The sequence below is a fragment of the Prochlorococcus sp. MIT2308 genome, assembly GCF_059772345.1.
Genome location: NZ_CM186283.1, coordinates 668,181 through 691,056 on the forward strand (window position 1 = coordinate 668,181; position 22,876 = coordinate 691,056).

General features: G+C 34.6%; 18 protein-coding genes and 1 tRNA gene. 13 read left to right on the forward strand and 6 right to left on the reverse strand.

What is annotated here, in order from left to right; translation table 11 throughout:
- The first annotated feature begins 137 nt into the window (after positions 1-137).
- The 4 genes from AC6EIW_RS04215 to AC6EIW_RS04230 are packed head-to-tail and all read left to right on the forward strand — an operon-like array spanning position 138 to position 5,368.
- A complete protein-coding gene (locus AC6EIW_RS04215) occupies positions 138-2,693 on the forward strand; it encodes an ATP-dependent Clp protease ATP-binding subunit (RefSeq protein WP_498521332.1) in 2,556 nt (851 codons plus the stop codon).
- Between the two features lie 19 nt (positions 2,694-2,712).
- On the forward strand, positions 2,713-3,846 hold the full coding sequence (locus tag AC6EIW_RS04220) for an iron-containing alcohol dehydrogenase (protein WP_498521333.1): 1,134 nt from the start codon (positions 2,713-2,715) through the stop codon (positions 3,844-3,846).
- Complete coding sequence (locus AC6EIW_RS04225) at positions 3,839-4,729, forward strand: alpha/beta fold hydrolase (RefSeq protein WP_498521334.1); 891 nt, start codon at positions 3,839-3,841, stop codon at positions 4,727-4,729. Before AC6EIW_RS04220 ends, AC6EIW_RS04225 begins: the two co-directional genes overlap by 8 nt.
- 6 nt (positions 4,730-4,735) lie before the next feature.
- Positions 4,736-5,368, forward strand: a complete 633-nt coding sequence (locus tag AC6EIW_RS04230) for a hypothetical protein (protein ID WP_498521335.1) — start codon at positions 4,736-4,738, stop codon at positions 5,366-5,368.
- A gap of 5 nt (positions 5,369-5,373) precedes the next feature.
- Here the strand turns inward: AC6EIW_RS04230 and AC6EIW_RS04235 are convergent, their stop codons facing one another.
- Together AC6EIW_RS04235 and AC6EIW_RS04240 are read right to left on the reverse strand one after the other, a co-directional pair.
- A complete protein-coding gene (locus AC6EIW_RS04235) occupies positions 5,374-6,261 on the reverse strand; it encodes a phosphatidate cytidylyltransferase (protein WP_498521336.1) in 888 nt (295 codons plus the stop codon).
- 95 nt (positions 6,262-6,356) lie between these two features.
- Positions 6,357-7,754 carry an Orn/Lys/Arg family decarboxylase gene (locus tag AC6EIW_RS04240; protein ID WP_498521337.1) on the reverse strand — a complete coding sequence of 466 codons (1,398 nt, stop codon included), beginning with the start codon at positions 7,752-7,754 and terminating at the stop codon, positions 6,357-6,359.
- A 100-nt stretch (positions 7,755-7,854) separates the two neighbouring features.
- Here AC6EIW_RS04240 and AC6EIW_RS04245 point away from each other — a divergent pair, with 100 nt between their 5' ends.
- From AC6EIW_RS04245 to AC6EIW_RS04260, 4 genes are read left to right on the forward strand one after another with little or no spacing between them, the layout of a single operon-like run.
- Positions 7,855-9,501, forward strand: a complete 1,647-nt coding sequence (locus AC6EIW_RS04245; protein WP_498521338.1) for an ABC1 kinase family protein — start codon at positions 7,855-7,857, stop codon at positions 9,499-9,501.
- A gap of 50 nt (positions 9,502-9,551) precedes the next feature.
- Positions 9,552-10,010 carry a hypothetical protein gene (locus AC6EIW_RS04250; protein ID WP_498521339.1) on the forward strand — a complete coding sequence of 153 codons (459 nt, stop codon included), beginning with the start codon at positions 9,552-9,554 and terminating at the stop codon, positions 10,008-10,010.
- 58 nt (positions 10,011-10,068) lie between these two features.
- The gene (locus AC6EIW_RS04255; RefSeq protein ID WP_498521340.1) at positions 10,069-10,782 is read left to right on the forward strand and encodes a pseudouridine synthase; all 714 of its coding nucleotides are present in this window, start codon (positions 10,069-10,071) and stop codon (positions 10,780-10,782) included.
- Positions 10,783-10,797: 15 nt separating this feature from the next.
- Positions 10,798-11,328, forward strand: a complete 531-nt coding sequence (locus AC6EIW_RS04260; RefSeq protein ID WP_498521341.1) for a helix-turn-helix domain-containing protein — start codon at positions 10,798-10,800, stop codon at positions 11,326-11,328.
- A gap of 2 nt (positions 11,329-11,330) precedes the next feature.
- Here the strand turns inward: AC6EIW_RS04260 and malQ are convergent, their stop codons facing one another.
- Entirely contained in the window at positions 11,331-12,827 is a 1,497-nt protein-coding gene (gene malQ, locus AC6EIW_RS04265) for a 4-alpha-glucanotransferase (RefSeq protein ID WP_498521342.1), read from the reverse strand.
- Positions 12,828-13,450: 623 nt separating this feature from the next.
- Here malQ and AC6EIW_RS04270 point away from each other — a divergent pair.
- The gene (locus tag AC6EIW_RS04270; RefSeq protein ID WP_498521343.1) at positions 13,451-14,446 is read left to right on the forward strand and encodes a ribose-phosphate pyrophosphokinase; all 996 of its coding nucleotides are present in this window, start codon (positions 13,451-13,453) and stop codon (positions 14,444-14,446) included.
- 10 nt (positions 14,447-14,456) lie between these two features.
- Here AC6EIW_RS04270 and pepN read toward each other — a convergent pair whose 3' ends face one another.
- The 3 genes from pepN to AC6EIW_RS04285 all read right to left on the reverse strand — a co-directional run bounded on the left by pepN (position 14,457) and on the right by AC6EIW_RS04285 (position 18,245).
- Positions 14,457-17,075 carry an aminopeptidase N gene (pepN, locus tag AC6EIW_RS04275; RefSeq protein WP_498521344.1) on the reverse strand — a complete coding sequence of 873 codons (2,619 nt, stop codon included), beginning with the start codon at positions 17,073-17,075 and terminating at the stop codon, positions 14,457-14,459.
- A 32-nt stretch (positions 17,076-17,107) separates the two neighbouring features.
- Positions 17,108-17,533 carry a DUF8650 domain-containing protein gene (locus AC6EIW_RS04280; protein ID WP_498521345.1) on the reverse strand — a complete coding sequence of 142 codons (426 nt, stop codon included), beginning with the start codon at positions 17,531-17,533 and terminating at the stop codon, positions 17,108-17,110.
- A gap of 154 nt (positions 17,534-17,687) precedes the next feature.
- On the reverse strand, positions 17,688-18,245 hold the full coding sequence (locus tag AC6EIW_RS04285) for a hypothetical protein (protein ID WP_498521346.1): 558 nt from the start codon (positions 18,243-18,245) through the stop codon (positions 17,688-17,690).
- Between the two features lie 107 nt (positions 18,246-18,352).
- Here AC6EIW_RS04285 and AC6EIW_RS04290 point away from each other — a divergent pair, with 107 nt between their 5' ends.
- The 4 genes from AC6EIW_RS04290 to zwf all read left to right on the forward strand — a co-directional run bounded on the left by AC6EIW_RS04290 (position 18,353) and on the right by zwf (position 22,872).
- Positions 18,353-19,498 (forward strand): histidine kinase, encoded by a 1,146-nt coding sequence (locus AC6EIW_RS04290; protein WP_498521347.1) that lies wholly within the window; start codon positions 18,353-18,355, stop codon positions 19,496-19,498.
- 49 nt (positions 19,499-19,547) lie between these two features.
- Positions 19,548-19,620 (forward strand) — tRNA-Glu (locus AC6EIW_RS04295).
- A 296-nt stretch (positions 19,621-19,916) separates the two neighbouring features.
- Complete coding sequence (locus AC6EIW_RS04300) at positions 19,917-21,179, forward strand: ferredoxin-NADP reductase (RefSeq protein WP_498521348.1); 1,263 nt, start codon at positions 19,917-19,919, stop codon at positions 21,177-21,179.
- A 169-nt stretch (positions 21,180-21,348) separates the two neighbouring features.
- Entirely contained in the window at positions 21,349-22,872 is a 1,524-nt protein-coding gene (gene zwf / locus AC6EIW_RS04305; RefSeq protein WP_498521349.1) for a glucose-6-phosphate dehydrogenase, read from the forward strand.
- The last annotated feature ends 4 nt before the right edge of the window (positions 22,873-22,876 follow it).

Consider the following 22,876-nt stretch of genomic DNA (forward strand, 5'->3'; position numbering starts at 1 on the left):
TTCTTTGCATCAATTAATACTTTTAATTATTTTTCAACGAACACTTAATATTTACCCTTTATAAAAAAAAACCTAACCGTACACATTTCACACTTAACCCTGATAAATTAGAAACAACAGTAAATGGCTAAAGCTAAATGTTTGAGAGGTTTACAGAAAAAGCTATAAAAGTCATCATGCTTGCTCAAGAAGAGGCAAGACGCCTTGGGCACAATTTTGTTGGAACCGAACAAATCCTCTTAGGCCTTATAGGAGAAGGTACTGGTGTTGCCGCAAAAGTTCTCAAATCAATGGGGGTAAATCTTAAAGACTCAAGAGTAGAAGTTGAAAAAATAATAGGAAGAGGCTCTGGATTCGTTGCTGTAGAAATACCTTTTACTCCAAGAGCAAAAAGAGTACTTGAGCTTTCATTAGAAGAAGCCCGCCAACTAGGTCATAATTACATTGGTACCGAGCATTTATTACTTGGCCTTATTAGAGAAGGAGAAGGAGTTGCAGCAAGAGTTCTTGAAAATTTAGGTGTTGATCTTACTAAAGTCAGGACACAAGTTGTTCGAATGCTCGGAGAAACCGCTGAAGTTACAACTGGTGGAGGGTCATCAAAAGGATCAGCCAAAACAGCAACACTTGACGAATTTGGAACAAACCTGACCAAATTAGCTAGCGAATCAAAGCTTGATCCTGTAGTTGGAAGGCATTCTGAGATTGATCGTGTAATTCAAATACTTGGAAGAAGGACAAAAAATAATCCTGTTCTAATTGGAGAGCCTGGAGTAGGAAAGACAGCTATCGCCGAAGGTTTAGCTCAGAGAATTCAACAAGGCAACATTCCAGACATTCTCGAAGAAAAAAGGGTTCTAACACTTGATATTGGTTTACTTGTCGCTGGGACAAAATACAGAGGTGAATTTGAAGAAAGGTTAAAAAAAATTATGGAAGAAATAAAATCTGCTGGGAATGTAATCCTTGTTATTGATGAAGTTCATACTCTAATAGGAGCAGGAGCTGCTGAGGGAGCAATTGACGCTGCAAACATATTGAAACCAGCTCTAGCGAGAGGAGAACTTCAATGTATTGGAGCTACAACGCTTGATGAATATCGCAAGCATATAGAAAGAGATGCTGCCTTGGAACGTAGATTCCAACCTGTAATGATTGGAGAACCTTCAATAAAAGACACAATAGAAATCCTTAAAGGATTGAGAGAGAGATATGAACAACATCACAGATTAAAGATTACTGACGCAGCACTTGATGCAGCCGCCAATCTTGGGGACAGGTATATATCAGACCGTTTTTTACCTGATAAAGCAATAGACCTAATAGACGAAGCTGGGAGCAGAGTTAGATTACTCAATTCAAAATTACCACCTGAGGCAAAAGAAGTTGATAAAGAACTAAGGGAAATACAAAAGAGCAAAGAAGAAGCAGTAAGAGACCAAAATTTCACCCAGGCAGGAGAACTTAGGGAAAAAGAAGTCGAACTTAGAGACAAAATTAGAAATCTTTTGCAAAATATTAGACAAAAAACCACACCAAATTCTGAGGCTAGCCCTATTGATAATCAGAATAAAACTAATGAAAGTGCTGATCAGTCAGATGAATCAAAAGTATCTCAACCAATAGTTAACGAGGAAGATATTGCTCATATTGTCGCATCTTGGACAGGCGTTCCCGTTCAGAAATTGACAGAGAGCGAGTCAGTCAAACTTTTAAATATGGAAGATACCTTGCATCAAAGATTGATTGGTCAAGACGAAGCAGTCAAAGCGGTTTCAAAAGCAATTAGGAGAGCAAGAGTTGGTCTTAAAAATCCAAACAGACCAATTGCCAGTTTTATTTTCTCTGGCCCAACTGGAGTCGGAAAAACTGAACTTACTAAAGCTTTGGCGGCCTATTTCTTTGGAAGTGAAGAAGCAATGATACGTCTAGATATGTCTGAATTCATGGAAAGACATACTGTAAGTAAATTGATAGGTTCGCCTCCTGGCTACGTGGGTTTTAATGAAGGTGGACAACTTACTGAAGCTGTAAGAAGAAGACCCTATACAGTTGTTTTATTTGATGAAATAGAAAAAGCACATCCAGATGTCTTTAATCTGCTCCTTCAATTACTTGAAGAAGGAAGATTAACCGACTCAAAAGGAAGAACTGTTGATTTCAAAAATACTTTGATAATAATGACTTCAAATATTGGATCTAAAGTTATCGAGAAAGGTGGTGGTGGATTGGGATTTGAATTCTCAGGAGAAAATTTAGAAGATACTCAATACAACAGGATTAAATCATTAGTAAATGAAGAACTAAAACAATATTTCCGACCTGAATTTCTTAATAGATTAGATGAAATAATTGTGTTCAGACAACTAACTAGAAACGAAGTGAAAGACATCGCTGAAATAATGTTAAAAGAAGTATTCTTAAGGATAAAAGAAAAAGGAATATCATTAACTGTCTCAGATGACTTCAAAGAAAGATTAGTTGAAGAAGGCTACAATCCATCTTACGGGGCTAGACCTTTAAGAAGAGCAGTAATGAGGTTATTAGAAGATAGCCTTGCCGAAGAAGTTTTATCTGGAAGGATAAAAGATGGAGACAAAGCAGAAGTTGATATTGATGAAAGTAAAAAAGTAATAGTCAAACATCTTGGCAAAGATAGCTCGAAACCAGAATTAGCTAGTGCTGCTGTTTAATTTTCATTAGAAAAGTTTAATGTCTATAAATAATCACAGTATTTCACCTTTAAAGGTTGTTAGAGGAGAGGGAGCTTGGATTAAATCCCTTGATCTAATCACCATACTTTGCAAAAGGCCTTTAATAATAGGGAGAAGTAACTCTACAAAAAAAATAAGAGCTTCTTTCAAAAAAGATTTACTTTTAAAAGGTATTCAACCAATCTCTTTCGAATTAGATCATGATTGTTGTGAACTAGATATCAAAAATGCATGTCTAGTCTCAAAAAACAACAAATGTGATGGGATTATTGCAACAGGAGGAGGAAAAGTACTTGATGCAGGGAAATTAATTGCTGATATACTCGGCATCAATTGCATAACCGTTCCATTAAGCGCTTCAACATGTGCTGGATGGACTGCTTTATCTAATATTTATACTCCCGATGGCAAATTTGTAAAAGATGTAGCTTTAAAAACCTGCCCAAGCTTATTGATCTTCGATCACACAATTGTCAGAGATGCCCCACCAAGAACTCTTGCTAGTGGCATAGCAGATGCCGTAGCAAAATGGTACGAATCTTCCTTAACAAGCAGTAAAAGCCAAGACGGTTTTGTGCAACAAGCAGTTCAGATGGCTCGGGTTTTAAGAGATCAATTATTATTAAATGGTCACCAGGCTTTCATAGATCCACTAAGCAATTCTTGGGAAACTGTTGCAGAAGGATGCGCTCTGACTGCTGGAATCATTGGAGGGCTTGGTGGTGCAAAATGCAGAACTGCAGCAGCTCATCCCATTCACAACGGATTAACACAACTTGCATATACAAGCAAACCACTTCATGGAGAACTTGTTGGATTTGGCTTACTAGTGCAATTAGATCTAGAAGAGAAAAATTCAACAAGTCAATTACCAAAACAAGCTAAAAAACAACTTATAAATTTCTTCTCAGAACTAAATCTTCCTATTTCAATCGAGTCAATTTGTCTTAAAGATACTACCTCGAGAGAACTACATAAAGCCTGTGAATTTGCCTGTAAAAATAACTCAGATATTCATCAATTACCTTTCCAAATAAATGAAAAAGATCTTTTCGAAGCAATTCAAAGTTATCAACCCTTGCCTAAAACCTCAAAAATAATAATTAATAGCATTGAATCAAAAAATGAATAAAAATATAAATAAAACAAATGCATCGAAGGCATACATTAATAAAATTCGAAACAAAATTATTGATAAACAAGCAAGTAAACTTTTTGAAGATCTTAAATGGTTAAAACTTGAGAATATTTCACGGAATCCATCTGATCTATTTCCAACAGTTTTAACAGGAAAAGGAGAAAAAATACTTCTAATACATGGCTTTGATAGCTGTTTTCTTGAATATCGACGTCTCACACCATTTCTAAAGAAAAATAATAAATTAATAATTCCAGATCTATATGGCTTTGGATTTTGTCCTAGATCTAATGGTAACAAATATGGATTTAAATATTTAATGAAACATTTGAATTATGTTTTGGACTATTTCTCAAAGAATCAACCCATAGGAGTAATAGGTGCCTCAATGGGCGGGGCTTTAGCTCTAGAACTCGCAAGACAAAACCCAAAGAAGGTCAATAAATTACTGCTTTTATCACCAGCGGGATTGGCAGGAAAAAATCCAAAAATACCTTGGCCCTTAAATCATTTTGGGGCCTTTTTCCTTGGTCAGCCTTTTGTTCGCAGGGGGTTATGTAGACAGGCATTCGCAGATCCGAGAAATAGTGTGGGTCCTGCAGAAGAACAGATCGCATCCATTCATATAAAAGTTCCTGGGTGGCAATCATCCTTAGCAGATTTTGCAGCCGATGGGGGAGTTTCTGACTGCGGACTCCCAAAACCAACTCAACCTCTCAAAATTATTTTGGGAAAACATGACAGAATCATTCCTAAGAATGAAAAGGAGGAAACCTACAGGAACTATAAACAAGAAATAGAAATAGCATCAAATTCAGGACATCTTCCACACTTGGAAGAACCAAAGTTAGTTGCTGATTTTTGGGAAAAATTATAAAATAAAATGATAGTTAAGCAGATTCAAGGGAAAGGGATTCTTGCTAAATTATTAGAGCAATGTGTAAGGATATTAATACTAAGAGAGTGTAAAAAAATCAACAATCTTAAAATAAATATTATCTCAAGTTCTGCTAATATAATTAAAGGAAAAATACAAAAAATTAATATTTTCGCTGAAAATATTAATTACAAAGATCTTTTATTCGATAAATTTGAACTAGAAGGTGATAATATTAAAATAATTTTTAAGTTAACCAATAAAGAATTATACTTTAAGAAAAATCCTATAATAAAATTCAAGATCTCTTTATCTCAAAAATCACTAAAAGCAATTTTATTTTCTAATAGCTGGTATTGGATCGGTGAAGTGATTAGCAACGAAGTCCTAAACCAAGAGAAATTAGAAGATATAGAAATAATCAATGATGAATTATTAATTAAAGCCTCTGAAAAGAATATTACTAAAAACAAAGAAGAAAAGATTAACATTCAAACTGAAAAAGGGAAAATCTACCTGCAAAAGAAAAGCAATAAAAAAAGTATTCAGATTCCGATTGAAGATAAAATATTTATTGAAAATATATCTATAGAAAATAATTTAATTAATATTATTGCAAATTCTCCTATTAGTATATAATTATTTCAAGAAGTAATTAATGGTGATAATAAAATTACTATATAAAAAACAATAGCTGGAGTAAATAAATAGCTATCTATTCTATCAAGAATACCTCCATGACCAGGTAAAAAATTGCCTGAGTCTTTTAATCCTGCGTTTCTCTTCAACATCGATTCTGTAAGGTCTCCTACGAGAGAAAACAATGCTACTAAAACACCAATAAATATTCCAATCAATATTCCGAATTCCCATCTAAGTAGATAACCAAAAAAGGCTCCTATTATTATTGAAAAAGAAAGTCCCCCAATCACACCTTCTATAGTTTTAGAAGGTGAGATTGGAGATAATAAGTGATTACCAAATTTCTTACCTACAAAATAGGAACCTATATCAAATCCAACGATCATAAAACATGTAGAAAAAGTTATTAGCATTCCAAAAGTAATAGATGTTGGCCAGTCAATGGGTATCAAGTTAAAGTTATTTGTTAAATCACTTTCTAAAAGATTTCGTAACTTAATCCAATGACTTGGTAAGAATCCTAAGTAAAATAACCCGAAAATTGATGCTGCTACATCAGCAATGGAACCAGTTATTGGTTGTAGCAACAACCAACCACAAATAGCGGCACCTGACAATGGCAAAATAGCATCTGATATTTCAATTGAGATATATCCAAGAGAAGATAGTTGAGTGAAGAAAAGTAATATTTGGCAGGCCAATAATGTGGTCTTCGTAGCTGGCCTTATCCCCGTAAACTCTGCCATCCGAAAAAATTCTAGAAGAGCCAAATGAACAATTAAACTTATTGCAATAGAAAACCACCAATCACCTAAATAGACTATTAAAAAGCCAAAAGCCCCAACTAAAAGTCCACTTAATAATCTCTTTTTCGAAACAGTTAAAAACATTAAATTAGTTGAGAAAAATATAGATTTCTTCTACAAAACATACTTAAAAGGATTTATTAATAATAAATTTCATTATAGCTGATAAGTAGATATGTTTACTCAAGAAGTACTCTTATAAAATCAGAGATTTGTTCTGGCCAAAAGCATTTTTGCTCTATCAACCAATCAACACGAGCTTCGTCCAAAATCTCACCAGGAATCAACAATGGGATTCCTGGAGGGTAAGGACAAACCATCTCAACTGAAATTCTTCCAATAGCATTCTGCAGATTTACAGTCTCAAAATCCGATCCCCAAGAATATGAACATGGCTTGCATGGCTTAGAAACGATGCTGAAAGGTGGTTTTTTAAAAAAACACGATTTCCGTTGACCAAAAGTTGTAAGGATTTCATTCCAAATTCCTACAAATCTTTTTCCTAATTTATTGTGAGATGAAAGCCCTAAGCAAAAAGTTAGTGTTCCTGGCTCAGCTAATTCACCAATTATTCCTTTACTTATAAACCTTTTATCAACTTCAATACCACTCAAACCGAATCTTGAGGTGTGAAGAATGATTCTTAATGGATCACTGTTTTCAAGAAGAGGAACTTTTTTATTAATCAAAAAATCTTTTAATAACTCAGCTTCTTCTATTCGGGATTTCAACTTCTTTAGCCCTTGAGGTTCGATAAGTTCCTTTATTGAACTTTCACAAGAGGCTAACAATAAAGAACTTGGGCTTGAAGTCTGAAGCAATTCAATACTTTTATTGATTTTGAATGGATCAACCTTCTCACCTTGCGACCATAAGACTGCAGATTGAACCAATCCCGGAGCAGATTTATGAAGAGAGTGAACAACTAGATCTGCACCATAAGATATGGCTGACTTAGGTAAATCTGGTCTTATTTCACTTATAAAGTAAGCGCCATGAGCCTCATCAACTAATACTGGCAAAGAATGTGCATGAATCTCCTTAATCAGGGATTCCATATCTGCAGAATATCCTTGATATGTGGGGTTAACTAAAACCACCGCAGCTATGTCCTCTTTAAGTTTTTTTGCTTTTTTTAAAGCTCTTTTAAGCCACTTACTATCAAATACAGAGGCATGACCTCGATCAGTTAAGTAAGGCACATCGAAAAGTAATGGTATTAATCCTCCAAACAAGCATGCTTGAATACAGCTTTTATGTATATTCCTGGGCATAAGAACAGCTTGACCAGGACGAGCGAGAGCTAGTAATGAACTTTGAAGTAAACCAGTCGCCCCGTTGACTCCATACCAGCATCTATCAACACCCGCTTGATAAGCAGAGGACTTTTGACTTTCAGCTATGGCCCCTTCACTAATTAACGGGCCACCAATCTCGAAAAGCTCTGGCAAATCCCATATACCTGGCTTTAGTTTCAATAGTTTTTTTATCTTTTTTGGGAGAGCATTTCCTCTCCCATGGGCTGGCAAAAAAAGGTTTTCGCTTCTATCAGCAGAAAGCAAGTTAAAAAGCCTCATTGAGTAAAAGGAATACCTAAAATCAATGTAGTTAAATTAATCAGTAAGCAAATCAAAAGAACTTCATATAGCGGTAGCTAAAAGAACTTATGATGAATCCATGAAATACGATTTCAAAAGAGATTTCATCTGGCTAATCACAAGGCCATGGATATTGGTGCCTAGATTTATTCAAATAGTTTGGGCGATATCACTATTGTTAGCAAGACTTATTTTTCAAGGTTCAAGCAATGACGAAAAGACTCAAAAAAACCTAGCTAAATTTCTACTTAAAACACTTATTAGTCTGGGTCCCTGTTTTATAAAAGTAGGTCAAGCCCTTTCAACTAGGCCAGATCTAATAAGGAAAGATTGGTTGGAAGAATTAACAAACCTTCAAGATAACTTACCCTCATTTCCTCACGAAAAAGCACTTCAGATTATTAAAAGTGAGCTAGGAAGACCAGCGAATGATCTTTTTGAAGAATTTCCCTCCATACCAATAGCCTCAGCAAGTCTTGGACAAGTTTATAAAGCAAAATTAACTAGCAATTATTGGGTAGCAGTTAAAGTTCAAAGGCCTCTTCTTATTTTCAATATAAGAAGAGATATCGTAATTATAAAAATACTTGGTGTTCTTAGTGCACCAATACTTCCATTAAATCTTGGGTTTGGATTAGGTGAAATAATAGATGAGTTTGGAAGAAGCTTATTTGATGAAGTTGATTACACAAAAGAAGCTAATAATGCTGAAAGATTTTCTACACTTTTCCACAATAACAAGTCAGTAACTATACCAAAAGTAGAAAGACATTTATCAACTGTAAAGGTATTAACGACAAGCTGGATTAACGGTACAAAATTAAAAGACAGAAATGAATTAGTTGTAAATAACTTAAATCCATCAAAAATCATCAGAACTGGAGTTATCAGCGGAATACAGCAGTTATTAGAATTTGGATACTTTCATGCAGATCCTCATCCGGGAAATATGTTTGCTCTTGAAGGTCACAATGATGATTTAGGCAATATCGCTTACGTTGATTTTGGAATGATGGACTCAATTTCAGAGGAAGACAGATTAACTCTTACTGGCGCAATTGTTCACTTGATAAATAACGATTTTTATGCCGTAGCAAAAGATTTTCAAAATCTTGGCTTTTTAAACAAAGATCAAGACCTTAAGCCTCTAATACCTGTATTAAAAGAAGTTCTTGGAAGCGCGATTGGTAAAGATGTTGCATCATTTAATTTTAAAGAAATTACTAATAAATTTTCTGAATTAATGTTTGATTATCCCTTTAGAGTTCCCGCAAGATTTGCTCTAATTATAAGAGCGGTTATTAGCCAAGAAGGACTTGCTCTACGCTTGGATCCTAATTTTAAAATTATAGATCTAGCTTATCCTTATGTAGCGAAAAGATTACTTACTTCAGATACGAATGAAATGATAAATATATTATTGGATGTTATATTTGATCAAAATGGACACATTAGAGTTGAACGAATAGAAAATTTATTTAATGTTCTAGTACAGGATTCTACTACACCGGCAAAAGAACTGATTCCTGTAGCAGGTGCAGGGATTAAGCTCTTAACTAGCTCTAGAGGCTCACTAATAAGGAAGAACTTATTAATGAGCATTATTAAAGATGAAAGAATAGATACAAAAGATATGAAACAATTAATTAAGCTTGTACGAAAAACATTCAATCCTTTAAGAATGGCTTCAAGTCTAACAAAACAAAACAAAACACAAATTGCGTAGAATACTTTTATAAAATACAATAACCAAAAAATTTAAATAAGCATAAAAGCATGATCAATAGCAATATTAAAAATATTTTCGCATTTATTTTAGCCAACTTAGGAGCGGAAGATATTCCAGATATAAATGAATTCATCTCCAATTATCAGCAAATAAAGCCAATTGAAGATCCTATTTTTTGGCTGTCTTGTGGAGCATTTATTTGCCTGATGTCTGGATTGATATTTGCAGACATAATGAAATCAAAACTAAATAATTGGTCATCAAAGAAGATTTCACCAAATCCGCTACAAAATCCTAGAACAATATCAAGTTGGTTTTCATTCTTTACAGGCCTAACAATTATTTTCGTAAGTGCATTAAGTATCATAAACTTTTCTATTATTAAGTCAGTAATATTTTCTTCAATTATCTCAATACTTTTCGGCATAAGCATGTGGAAAGCAATTAAAGATTTATTAATCCAAGTAGAAGAGGGAACAGTTAAAGAAATAGATGAATTTTTTTAATGAAAATAGATTTTATACAATTTATTTTGAAATCAATATAGTATTTAGTTTATAAATAATGCCACTTAATAGATTACAAAAAATAATATCTGACTCCGGTCTTTTATCAAGACGGAAAGCTGACTTAGTAATAAAACAGGGCAGAGTAACATTAAACGGAAGGCAAGCTATTCTCGGAGAGAAAGCAGATCCAACCTCTGATCAAATTTTGGTTGACGGGAGAGATTTACCTAAAAAGCTAAATCATAAAGTTTTTCTATTAAATAAACCTTATGGAGTCATATCTAGCTGCGAAGATAATCATGGAAGGAAAACAATTTTAAGTTTTATTCCATCACACTTACGTCTTGGGATTCACCCTGTGGGAAGGTTAGATTTTGATAGCAGAGGAGCAATTCTATTGACCAATAATGGAGAGTTAACACTTAGACTTACACATCCAAAATACTCCCACACAAAAACCTATCTTGTTTGGGTAAGTGGCAAGCCAAGTCAATCAATACTAGATAATTGGAGAAGGGGAATTTTACTTGATGGCAAAAAAACACTGCCAGCGAAAATAGAATTTTTGGATAACGACTCTCGCAAAACTCTTCTTAAAGTGATTTTAAGAGAGGGTCGCAATCGCCAAATTCGAAGAATAGCAGATCTCATTGGACACCCAGTTCAAGATTTGCAAAGAATATCGATCTCAAATATAAACTTAAATGGACTACAAGAAGGTAAGTGGCGAGAGCTAAAAAGGAAGGAATGGAGCTCAATAATCAATTAAAAACATTTGCATTTTATGGCTCTAAATTTTTACTTCAAAAAATCCTCATCCAAATTTTCTCAGGAGCAGGATAAACCTGTTTCTGAGAATGATTTTTCAGAAGCAATTAATTTATTTAAAGCTGAAAGAAAGAAATCTGGGATTTCTTTAGAGCAACTATCTAATGAGACCAAGATTTCAAAAAATGTCTTAATATCTATTGAAAATGGATGGAAAAAGTATCTACCAGAGAAAACTTATTTGATTTCAATGATCAAAAGTATTGAGACTAAGTTCAATTTAGAGAAAGGTAGTTTAAATGGTTTACTCGCACAAAAAGATAGTATTGATAAAATATCAAGGTTTAAATTTAATTTCATAAATATAGACTTTCTTAATAGCTGGGTTGGGAGCTTATTATATATTGTCTTTATGCTTTCATCGATATTAGCCCTTAATATTCAACTAAGATATCTTATAAAAATAAATAGTGTTTCGACTGAACCAATAATGTTAGAAAATACTATTGTAAAAAATGAAAACAAATTCAATAAAAAAGACAAGTAATTTTATCTCTTATTTGCTTTAGCTATATCACCATATCTTTTTAAAGATTCTTGAATATTCAAATCATTTCTAGATAATCTCCATGACCAATTATTTTCTACTGTCCCAGGTTTGTTATAACGAGAGTTATTATCAAGATTTAATAAATCTTGCATAGGCGCTACAAATAATTTGGCTTTTGTTTCCATACCCATTCGAATCAACTCCCAAGAAGTGAAATTATCAAAATCAACTATTCTTTCTCTAATTTGTTCTTTTCTTTCTTGATCCATTTCTCTCCACCAGCCTTGAGAAGTTGAATTATCGTGCGTTCCTGTATAAACAATCCAATTTTCATTTTTAATATTCTCTGGCAAATAGGGATTATCTAAATTCCCATCAAAAGCAAATTGAAGTATCTTCATTCCAGCTAATTGAAAGTCATCGCGCAACTTTTCAACATTTGATGTGATAAGACCGAGGTCTTCTGCAACTAAAGGAAGAAAACCACTGCAATCTTTTTTTATTAACCCTAGGATCTCTCTTCCTGGGGAAGATAACCAAAAACCATTCTCAGCTGTTTTATCTTTACCAGGAATTGCCCAAAAAGCTTCAAAAGCACGAAAATGATCAAGTCGTAGAAAATCAACTTGTTCTAGATGTCTTGAAATTCTTTTTCTCCACCATCTATATTTGCCGGCTTTATGCCTACTCCAGCGATAAACAGGGTTCCCCCAAAGCTGGCCGGTCTCAGAGAAATAATCAGGCGGAACTCCACTTTGAAGGTATGTATTTGAATTCGTTAAAATAGAAAACAATGATCGATTACTCCAAACATCAGCACTATCTTTAGACACGTAAAAAGGGACATCTCCAAATAAAAAAATCCCAAGATCTTTCGCAAGTTTTCTGATTGATTTCCACTGGCTGTCTAAATGCCATTGGAGCAGCTTATGACCTAACAATTCTCTTTGATTATTAATTTTCCACTTTGCTAATTCTTTCTTATCCTTGGCTGCATATTTATCTGGCCATTCCCACCATGGAAGATCGTTGTTTTGAATTTTTAGTTCCATAAATATGGAATGATCATCCAACCAAAATTGTCTTGAGCACCATATTTCAAATTCTTCTTTAATAGTTCTATTTTGTTTGTCCCAATGATCAACCAAAGATGAACGCAAGGCCTTAACTTTTGAATTAGCTAATTGAAAATCGACTCTATCAACACAAAAAATATTTTCAGAAGAGGATATTTCAAGACTATTAGCTAAGAAACCGTCTCTCACTAAATCATTCTGATCAAGGAACCATGGATTAAAGGCAAAACTTGATGGAGAACTATAAGGAGATCCAAATGAATCCGTAGGAGCTAGAGGTAAAAATTGCCAAACTCCTATCCCAGAAGCAGCTAGTTCATTAAGCCAAATTCGAGAAGGGTTGCCAAAAGTACCGCAGACAGGGCTATCAGGCAAAGAGGTTGGATGAAGAAGGATCCCTGAATTTCTTTCTAATTTCACTTTTTTTATCTCTAAAAAACACGAAGAAAAACTAATAATGATATTTTTTTATTAAATTCAAAATGGATTCCATTGTAAAACGGGAACTCTTTTTCTTAAGTATCAAAAAAATATATTTAGTATTTTTATACTAACAAATCTAATAATAATTAAACATTTATTTTAGAAAAACCAAATCTTTTTTGAATTAAAACAAAAATTCTTATTATATTTCTTTTTATCAATAGCATTATTTATGCATACAGCCAAAATATTTTCTTTTAATAAGCCACTATCAAAGGCGATGATTTAATTTGAGATTTTATATTATTCATTCAAGGAGCCTGCTCCTCAAGATGGCCCTATTTCGATAATTCAGCTCTCTTTATCTTTGTGTTTTCAGCAAAAGTACCTTTAAAAATCTTTAAGCCTTTACCAGAAGTCAAATTATTAATGTTTTCAAAAGAAAATTCTTCAGAAGATATTTATGTACCCCACCTCCCAAAAAGAAGACAGGGCAATGATTCCAGGTTTCACAAAAGCTGATGAGATCTTTTAAGAAAAAATTAAACAAAGCTTTTAGATGATCATGTATCAACATAAAGGTAGATTAGTAAATACTATTTCTTGCTTGCGGTGGAACGGTGACTAGTTTTATAACTGCAGCACATCCTGAGCCTACTAGTCTCAAGCATGACACTAATAGACTCAGATTGATTAGCGGGACATCAAATACAGCATTAGCAACAGAGATTGCAACTTATATGGGGATAACCAATGTCCCTCTAGTTTCAAAAAGGTTTGCGGATGGAGAGCTCTACGTTCAAATACAGCAATCAATACGAGGATGTGATGTTTTTCTAATACAGCCAACCTGTGCTCCTGTTAATGACAGCTTAATGGAGCTCATGATCATGGTGGACGCCTGCAAAAGAGCATCTGCAAGACAAATTACAGCTGTAATTCCATACTTCGGTTACGCCAGGGCAGACAGAAAGACAGCAGGTAGAGAGTCAATAACCGCGAAACTAACCGCAAATATTCTTGTCAAATCAGGAGTAGACAGAGTATTGGCCATGGATTTACATTCGGCACAAATACAAGGTTATTTTGATATTCCCTGCGATCACATATATGGTTCACCGGTTTTAGTTGATTATCTATCAACCATGAAACTTGATGAAATCGTGGTCGTCTCTCCTGATGTAGGCGGTGTAGCCAGAGCAAGAGCCTTTGCCAAACAAATGAAGGACTCACCTTTAGCCATTATTGACAAGCGCCGCTCCGGGCATAATGTTGCCGAAAGTCTCACAGTAATTGGGGAAGTCTCAGGCAAAACTGCAATATTGATTGATGACATGATTGACACTGGAGGAACTATTTGTGCAGGAGCAGAATTACTCAGGAAAGAAGGTGCAAAAAAAGTAATTGCATGTGCATCTCATGCTGTTTTCTCTCCACCTGCTTACGAGAGACTTTCAAAAGAAGGCCTTTTTGAACAAGTTATTGTCACTAATAGTATTCCAGTACCTACTAACTTAGATTTCTCTCAATTAAAGGTCTTATCAGTTGCAAATATGCTTGGAGAAGCTATTTGGAGAATTCACGAAGAGAGTTCTGTTAGCTCAATGTTCAGATAATTCTGTAAATTCACTTCAAAATTAGTTCCACTACCTCTCTTGTATTTGGTGAAATATTTGCTCTATTAATTTTTAAAATTGATTTATACATTCCCTCCTTATTTTCATCGACGTATGTTTTCCATTTACTAAAGATTTTTACCATTCTTGAGGCAGTTATTGGATTAATTTTATCTAAATCTATTAATTTATCAGCAAAAAATAAATAGCCTTGTCCATCAAGAGAATGAAACAACTCAATATTTTGACTAAATCCTCCTAGAACAGCTCGTATTGCATTTGGAGCCTTCCAATCAAATTTAGGATGTGATAATAATTTTTCAATCACATCAATTCCTTCCTTATTAGGTCTTGACGCCTCATATGCGAACCATGAATCCAAAACAACTGCGTTCTCATTCCAGAGGTTATAAAACAAATTTGAAGCTTCATTTGTCTCAACGCAATCAAGTGGTTTCAATGCCCCTAGTGCTGCCTTTGAGATAGTCATTGAAGAGTGATTGATTGATTCAAGACAATTCTTTCTAACATTATTATCGCCCGCAAGAGTTAAATAAGACCAAATAGTTCCTAATAGTTTTCTTTGACCTTTGCCCTCAGGCCATTCATGGTCAATATTGACAAATAATTTACAAGCTAGTGTTCTTAACTCTTGAAGAATTCCCTTACCAATTAAAACTTTGAACTCAAGTGACTTTCTATATATATTTATTGGATCAACTTTTTCACATAGAGATTCCAATTCCGTTAAACCAGGAGTCTTTAAAAGAGTTGCCAAGAAAAAAGGATCTTTTATTTCTAAAGATTTCATGGATTGCTTTATAGCAAAAATAAACTTATCTTCCAATGAGGAATTTGGTTTGTTAAAAAGCCTATTTTTAATCATTTCACGCATTAAAAACTGACCAGAGTCCCACCTCGAGAAATAGTCATTATCATTTAAGAAAAGAAAAAGATAATCATCTATAGACAAATCAGATTCCCAAGCAACAGGGGAAGAGAAACGTCTGAAAATTGATAGAACTGGGGCTTCTTTCTCAAATGGGAGATTAATTTTTAAATTCTTATTATTTTTATCTAAGACAAATAAATTTTCCTCAAAGATAGGTATAGCTCCTTTTTCTCTGCTATAACAAGAATAAAGAATTGGAATAATCATCTCAATATTTTCACTAGTCTGATCACTCTCTATCTTCTGCTTAAAAGAGACATTTAAAATTGAATTTTTCGAATCCCAAGATTGATTAACATATACTTTTGGTGTACCTGATTTATAATACCAATTAAGAAATTTTGATACATCAAAAGGACAATTGCTTTCTTCTTTATAGGCGCCTTTGATTAATGAATCAATGAAATCCTCAGTTGTAGCGGCAGTGCCATCAAAAGTTTTAATATAGATATCGATACCTCTAAAAAACATTTCTCTGCCAAGTAATAGCTCAAGCATTCTTATCAACTCAGCGCCCTTTTCATATATAGTTGTTGTATAAAAGTTATCGATAGCCACATACTCTTTAGGCTTAACAGCATGTGAAGTAGGTCCCTTATCTTCAGCAAATTGAAAATTCCTAAGAAATGAAACATCTTCTATTCGTTTAAGTCCAGTGTTATGAAGATCTGACGTAAAAGATTGATCTCTAAAAACTGTCAATCCCTCCTTCAATGAAAGCTGAAACCAATCTCGACATGTAATTCTATTACCGGTCCAATTGTGAAAATATTCATGAGCTATAACACTTTCTATTCTCTCTAATTCATCATCAGTTGCAGTCTTTGAGTCTGCTAAAACCAATTTTGAATTAAAAATATTTAGTCCCTTATTTTCCATTGCCCCCATATTAAAATGCCTCACCGCAACAATTTTATATTCATCTAAATCATATTCAAGACCATAAGTATCCTCATCCCATTTCATTGCTTTCTTTAGAGAATTTATAGCATGTTTTGTATATTTTTCATCTCCAGATTCAACATATATTAGAACATCAATCAATCTTCCTGTGTTTGTGATATATTTATCAGAAACTGAGTTAAGCTTACCAGCAACTAAAGCGAATAAATAGCTTGGTTTAGGGAAAGGGTCTTCCCATACCACTTGATGTCTATGAACATTATTTTTTAATTTTCCTGAATATTTCTTATTTCCATTTGACAATAAGACAGGATACAATGAAGTGTCAGCTTCCAATCTTACTGTATATTTACTTAAGACATCAGGCCTGTCAGGATGATAACAGATACGTCTAAATCCTTCAGCTTCGCATTGTGTAGTTAACATCCCTGAGCTTATATATAATCCCTCTAATGATGTATTTCTAAAAGGATCAATTTGCGATCTTATTTTTAATTCAAACTCTGCCCCTGGCGGACTCTTTATAATCAAGCATTTATCTGTAACTAAATATTCTTCTGACTTAAGTTCTTTTGCATTTATTGATATTGATAACAATTTAATTTGACTACCATTAAGAATAAGCTTTGTGGATTCTTTGTGCTTTGGTTTAATTATCATTCTTGATTGCACAAAAACACAATCATTTTGAATATCAAAATTTAAATCTATACTCGGTATTAAGAAAGGATATTCAACATAGTCTGATAATTTAATAGATTCCTGAGTTAACATATTAAATAAATTTCTTTAATTCAGAATATAATTTATTTCTTTTGGTTTAATTGTTCAACAGTTTTTAAGAATTTTTTCTTATCTTCATCTGGCACCATCTCCGGGCAATTCTTTATGGCACCATCAAGAATTTGCAAAATTGCTCCATTATAAATATTTTTTTCTGGTAATTTTTCTTTTCCTAATTCTTTAATTAATCCGCCATGTCTACTTGTTATGAGCAATTCATAATTTTTCGCAGCTAAGGAAATAGCCTTAGAGAAATCAACTTCAATTTGTCTTGCCATACACAAATAGTTTATTCCTATTTGTCTGTATAAAAAAATATCTTCATCACTAGCAGGAATAATATTAATTTCCGTTTTGTCAGTTCTAATTTTAGGTGCATTAGATTCCGACTTTATGGAGTTGCTGCAACTTGATAAAAATATTGAAGCAAACATAATTGATAAAGCCAAGATTTTGTGTCTTGGTGAATTTTTAATTTTTCTCAAGAGATTTTAGTCGGTAAGAAACATATGATGCAGGAAAAAAATCTATTAAAAATTCTTCACTTGCAAATTAAATATATAACATACATTGATTTCTATCAAAATAGATTTAACAAACTCTTCAGTTGGGATTCTTAATCCTTATTTCATGATGATTTTCAACTATCTTCAACTTATCGTCAAACCAACTGTAAATAGTTCTGGATCTAAATTTATCTTGGTCTATTAAGCGTGTATGTTCCAATACGTGCCAATTATCGTAATTAGTATCAAAAATCAATTCGTGTTCATCAACTTGCCTAATGTTTGATATTCCTGAAGAATCGGTTAAATAAGAACCATCACGAATTAGTTGATGCCCTTGTAATCGAGCAATTATTTCTCCTTCACTTTTATAAGTTGGTCGTTTAATAAAAAAATCTTTTTCATCCTCGCACCACCACTTAAACCGATAGCTTTCAAATTCCGAATCTGGTTGATTTAACTTGCTTACATTTATGTACATTTCCAAATTAATAGCCTTTTCTTTATCAAAAAAATATTGTCTTTTAGAATGCCACAAACCAATATTCCGACCAAACCATCGCCTTAAATTACTATCAAAGTTGATTCGCAGTCTATCAATACCTACAGCAGAGTCTCTAGTCTTTTCAATACCAGATGAATGTGAAATAGCCATTTTCTGGAACTGAGAGATTTAAAAAGTATTCACTTAATTATTAGCCAATACCTAAAATGAGTCTCATTACCTTAAGGTATGCGTAATTATTTAGATTGCTCGACACTGTGGATAGTGCCGAAGCTCAGGACCGACGACAGTTAAAACTGTTGCTTGTGGCATCTCGCCACCATCTCTCAAGGGGAGATATTCGATCGTTAATTGAATATTTGGAAACAGAAGATAGTGGTTTCATTGTAAACTTAGAATTTTCAGATCCTACTGATAACCCAGAATTACTCGAGCTATATAGATTGGTGGCACTTCCTGCTCTAATAAAATTAGAGCCTTCGCCCAAACAAATTTTTGCTGGAAGTTCAATTTGTTCACAAGTTAAAACTTGGGTACCAAGATGGCAACATGAAGGTCTAATCAACTCTTTTGGCATCAGTCTTAGAGCAAAGACACTTGAATCCAATCAAACACAAAAAGAACTTCTTCTTGAGGATGATCTTCTAGTTCTCCGACAAGAAAACGAAACACTCACTAAAAAAATACATTCGCAAGAAAGTCTTTTAAGAATGGTTGCTCATGAATTGAGGACTCCTTTAACAGCTGCAGGTTTGGCTCTCCAAAGTCAAAAGCTTGGACAAATAAGCATGTCAAAATTTCAAGAAGTCTTAAAAAGAAGGTTAGAGGAGATTGAACTACTCTCAAAGGACTTATTAGAAGTTGGAAGTACTCGGTGGGAAACTTTATTTAATCCTCAAAAAGTTGATCTGGCGAACTTATCTGCTGAAGCGATTCTCGAGCTTGAGAAGCTATGGCTCAATCGCAAAATTAAAATTAATACTGATATTCCTTCTGATTTGCCCTCTGTCTTCGCAGATCAAAGAAGAATGATGCAGGTTTTACTAAACCTCATCGAAAATGCCTTGAAATTTTCCGAAGACGAAGGTGAAATTTTTATAACAATGCTTCACAGAACAAATCAATGGGTTGAAGTAATTGTTCGAGATAATGGACCTGGAATCCCATCAGAAGAACAACACCGAATATTTGTTGATCGAGTGAGACTTCCACAAACTTCTCAAGAGACAACCGGCTTTGGCATTGGTCTTTCAGTTTGTAGAAGAATTGTTGAAGTCCATGGTGGCAAGATCTGGGTAGTTTCCAAACCGACTGAAGGTGCATGTTTTTACTTCACCGTTCCAGTATGGCGAGGACAAAACAAGGATCAAGAAGCCTTGACGAGTGGCAAGGCGGGCCCGTAACTTTCAATTGTGACAACAATTACTTATTGAGTGATTTGTCACTTCATCTGGCCCCATCGTCTAGAGGCCTAGGACACCTCCCTTTCACGGAGGCGACAGGGGTTCGAATCCCCTTGGGGCTATAAATAAAATTTATTTAAAACTTTTTATAGGGCAAAAACCTTTTATTCTGATGGCAAAAATTTAAATGGTATTTCCGTTTTTTTAAATCCTTTACCAGTAGAACAATGAATATAAAAATTTAGTAAAAATTTTTTCGGTTAATCAAAATCAATATCTAAAAGATTTAAATAGATGCATCTTTGGAAGAAATCAGCTTGTGACGGTCTAAAAAGGTGAACCAGAAATTAGTAATATGATGATAAAACAGCTAAAAGTTACCACTTATTGGTAATCTCGGAATCTAATTTAAGTTTTTATGGCTTACTCAGAGACAAAGGTAGTTCTTGGTGGTCTTGCACATATTCCTATCATAATTGGTTTTTTCTACCTAATTCAGAGGCAATATTCATTTGGTGCAATTTTGCGAACTGATAAAAATGCATTGAGCGACAAAGTTAAAGCCAAACCTGCTGCTGCTAAAGCCCCTGCAACTGCAAAGCCTGCTGCTGCTAAAACCCCTGCAACTGCTAAGCCTGCTGCTGCAAAACCCCCTGCAACTGAAAAGCCTGCTGCTGCTAAAGCCCCTGCAAATGCAAAGCCTGCTGCTGCTAAAACCCCTGCAACTGCAAAACCTGTGTCCGAATCAACCCCCTCTTCACCTGCAAAAGCACCGGCAACAAAGAAACCCCATGCAGATGTGCCAGTAAATACTTACAAACCAAAAGCACCTTTCACTGGGACAGTAACCGAGAATTATTCAGCTCTCAAAGAAGGAGCAATAGGGAAAGTTCAACACATAACTTTTGACATATCAGGAGGTGACCCAGACTTCAAATATGTCGAAGGTCAAAGTTGCGGAATACTTGCTGCTGGCGAGGATGCAAAAGGTAAGCCTCATAGGCCAAGACTTTATTCAATTGCAAGCACTAGGTATGGTGATAACTTTGCAGGTAACACACTCTCATTATGTGTACGCCAACTTCAATACGAAAAAGATGGTGAAACAATAAATGGTGTTTGCTCTACATATTTGTGTAACCTATCCCCTGGAGATAAAGTAAAAATTAGTGGTCCAGTAGGGAAAGAGATGCTTCTTCCAGAGGAAGAAGATTCGAACATAATAATGCTTGCCACAGGAACTGGTATAGCTCCAATGAGAGCCTATTTAAGAAGGATGTTTGAACCGACGGAAATTGAAAAACATCAATGGAATTTTAAAGGAAAAGCTTGGTTGTTTATGGGTGCACCAAAAACAGCAAACCTTCTATACGATGCTGACTTTGAACACTACAAATCAAAATTCCCAGAAAATCTTAAATACACAAAAGCAATCAGCAGAGAACAGCAAAACACAAAAGGTGGAAGAATGTATATCCAAGATAGGGTCCTAGAACATGCTGACGAAATATTTACCATGATTGAGAATCCTAAAACACACATTTACTTGTGTGGACTAAAAGGAATGGAGCCAGGGATAGATGAAGCAATGACAACAGCAGCTTCTGCGAAAGGTTTAGACTGGTCTGAACTAAGACCTAAGCTAAGAAAAGCAGGTAGATGGCATGCTGAGACTTATTAGTAAAATAAGAAAGTCTGGAAAGCGATAATTATTAATTACTTTATAAATATTTTTTCTATATTTAATCAATCAATATCAATTTTGTTTTTGGACATCCGACCAAAAAATGGCGGAATGATTAGAAGCAATTTGGATAATATTTCAAATCTAATTGGCAAGGAATTAATCAATGAGCATGCCAGTAACAAACCCGTTGAGAATTGGTCTTCGCCAAGAGCGAGTAGTACCTCCTCAATGTCTGGTTATTTTTGGTGCTTCAGGGGATTTGACTCACCGGAAACTTGTTCCTGCTTTATTCGAGCTCTTTAAACAACGAAGATTACCAAGTGAGTTTGCAGTTTTAGGCTGTGCAAGAAGACCATGGACTGATGAAATATTTAAAGAAAAAATGGAAGAAGCTCTTTCTTCTCGAATAAAAGAAAGTCCAAAAGAATGGGAATTATTTTCTCAAAATCTTTTCTATGAGCCTGTAGACCTTCAACAACCTGAGCACCTTGTAAAGCTTGGAGAAAGACTAGAGGTAATTGATAAGTTAAAAGCAACGCATGGCCATCGAACTTTCTACCTTTCAGTTTCACCCAAATTTTATGGAAGTGGATGTAGAGCTTTAGCAGCCGCAGGATTATTGAAAGATCCTAAGCGCAGTAGAGTTGTTATTGAAAAACCTTTTGGAAGAGACTTCAATAGCGCTCAGATACTCAATTCTCTAGTTCAGAGTTGTGCTCAAGAAAGTCAAATATTTCGAATAGATCATTATTTAGGAAAAGAAACAGTTCAAAATATTCTTGTTCTCAGATTTGCAAATACGATTTTTGAACCTATTTGGAACAGAAATTACATATCGAGTGTTCAAATCACCAGTTCCGAAACAGTTGGAGTTGAAGATCGTGCAGGCTATTACGAATCTTCAGGAGCGTTAAGAGATATGGTTCAAAACCATTTAACTCAAATGCTTGCATTAACCGCAATGGAACCACCTGGGCATTTTGATCCAGAAGCCATAAGGAATGAAAAAGCCAAAGTTCTACAAGCAGTAAAGCTTGCAAATGAAGAGAAGCCTTGGGAATGCTGCGTTAGGGGACAGTACTCAAAAGGAGGAAGCGATGCGGATCCACTCCTTGGATATAGAGAAGAACCTGGTGTTAATCCAAACAGCACAACCGAAACATATGTAGCAATGAAGCTTTTCATAGACAATTGGAGATGGCAAGGGGTCCCTTTTTACGTGAGGACAGGAAAACGATTAGCTAAAAGACTTAGTGAGGTTGTTCTTACATTTAGAGAAGCTCCTGTTCACCTTTTTGATGCAGCTGGGGGATGCCCAACATCAAACCAATTAATCCTCAGAATTCAACCCAACGAAGGAGCTGAATTTAGTTTTGAGGTGAAATCCCCAGGTTCTGGGATGAGAAGTAGACCTGTAAATATGGAGTTTTCTTATGATGAATCTTTTGGAGAGCCATCAGATGAGGGTTATGTAAGGCTCCTAGCTGATGCAATGCTTGGAGATCCAACATTGTTTACTCGAAGCGATGAAGTAGAGGCTGCTTGGCGTTTATATACACCTCTTTTAGAGAAAATTGAGGATTCCCCTTGGGAATTACCTGTTTATCCATATGAATCAAGGACATGGGGTCCTACTGAATCAGACTTACTAATTGGAAAAGATCAGCTTCTATGGAGAAGACCTTGAAAAA

Coding starts and splice junctions, on each gene's coding strand:
- AC6EIW_RS04215 (WP_498521332.1), top strand. CDS start 138: ATGTTTGAGAGGTTTACAGAAAAAGCTATAAAAGTCATCATGCTTGCT.
- AC6EIW_RS04220 (WP_498521333.1), top strand. CDS start 2,713: ATGTCTATAAATAATCACAGTATTTCACCTTTAAAGGTTGTTAGAGGA.
- AC6EIW_RS04225 (WP_498521334.1), top strand. CDS start 3,839: ATGAATAAAAATATAAATAAAACAAATGCATCGAAGGCATACATTAAT.
- AC6EIW_RS04230 (WP_498521335.1), top strand. CDS start 4,736: ATGATAGTTAAGCAGATTCAAGGGAAAGGGATTCTTGCTAAATTATTA.
- AC6EIW_RS04235 (WP_498521336.1), bottom strand. CDS start 6,261: ATGTTTTTAACTGTTTCGAAAAAGAGATTATTAAGTGGACTTTTAGTT.
- AC6EIW_RS04240 (WP_498521337.1), bottom strand. CDS start 7,754: ATGAGGCTTTTTAACTTGCTTTCTGCTGATAGAAGCGAAAACCTTTTT.
- AC6EIW_RS04245 (WP_498521338.1), top strand. CDS start 7,855: ATGAAATACGATTTCAAAAGAGATTTCATCTGGCTAATCACAAGGCCA.
- AC6EIW_RS04250 (WP_498521339.1), top strand. CDS start 9,552: ATGATCAATAGCAATATTAAAAATATTTTCGCATTTATTTTAGCCAAC.
- AC6EIW_RS04255 (WP_498521340.1), top strand. CDS start 10,069: ATGCCACTTAATAGATTACAAAAAATAATATCTGACTCCGGTCTTTTA.
- AC6EIW_RS04260 (WP_498521341.1), top strand. CDS start 10,798: ATGGCTCTAAATTTTTACTTCAAAAAATCCTCATCCAAATTTTCTCAG.
- pepN (WP_498521344.1), bottom strand. CDS start 17,075: ATGTTAACTCAGGAATCTATTAAATTATCAGACTATGTTGAATATCCT.
- AC6EIW_RS04285 (WP_498521346.1), bottom strand. CDS start 18,245: ATGGCTATTTCACATTCATCTGGTATTGAAAAGACTAGAGACTCTGCT.
- AC6EIW_RS04300 (WP_498521348.1), top strand. CDS start 19,917: ATGGCTTACTCAGAGACAAAGGTAGTTCTTGGTGGTCTTGCACATATT.
- zwf (WP_498521349.1), top strand. CDS start 21,349: ATGAGCATGCCAGTAACAAACCCGTTGAGAATTGGTCTTCGCCAAGAG.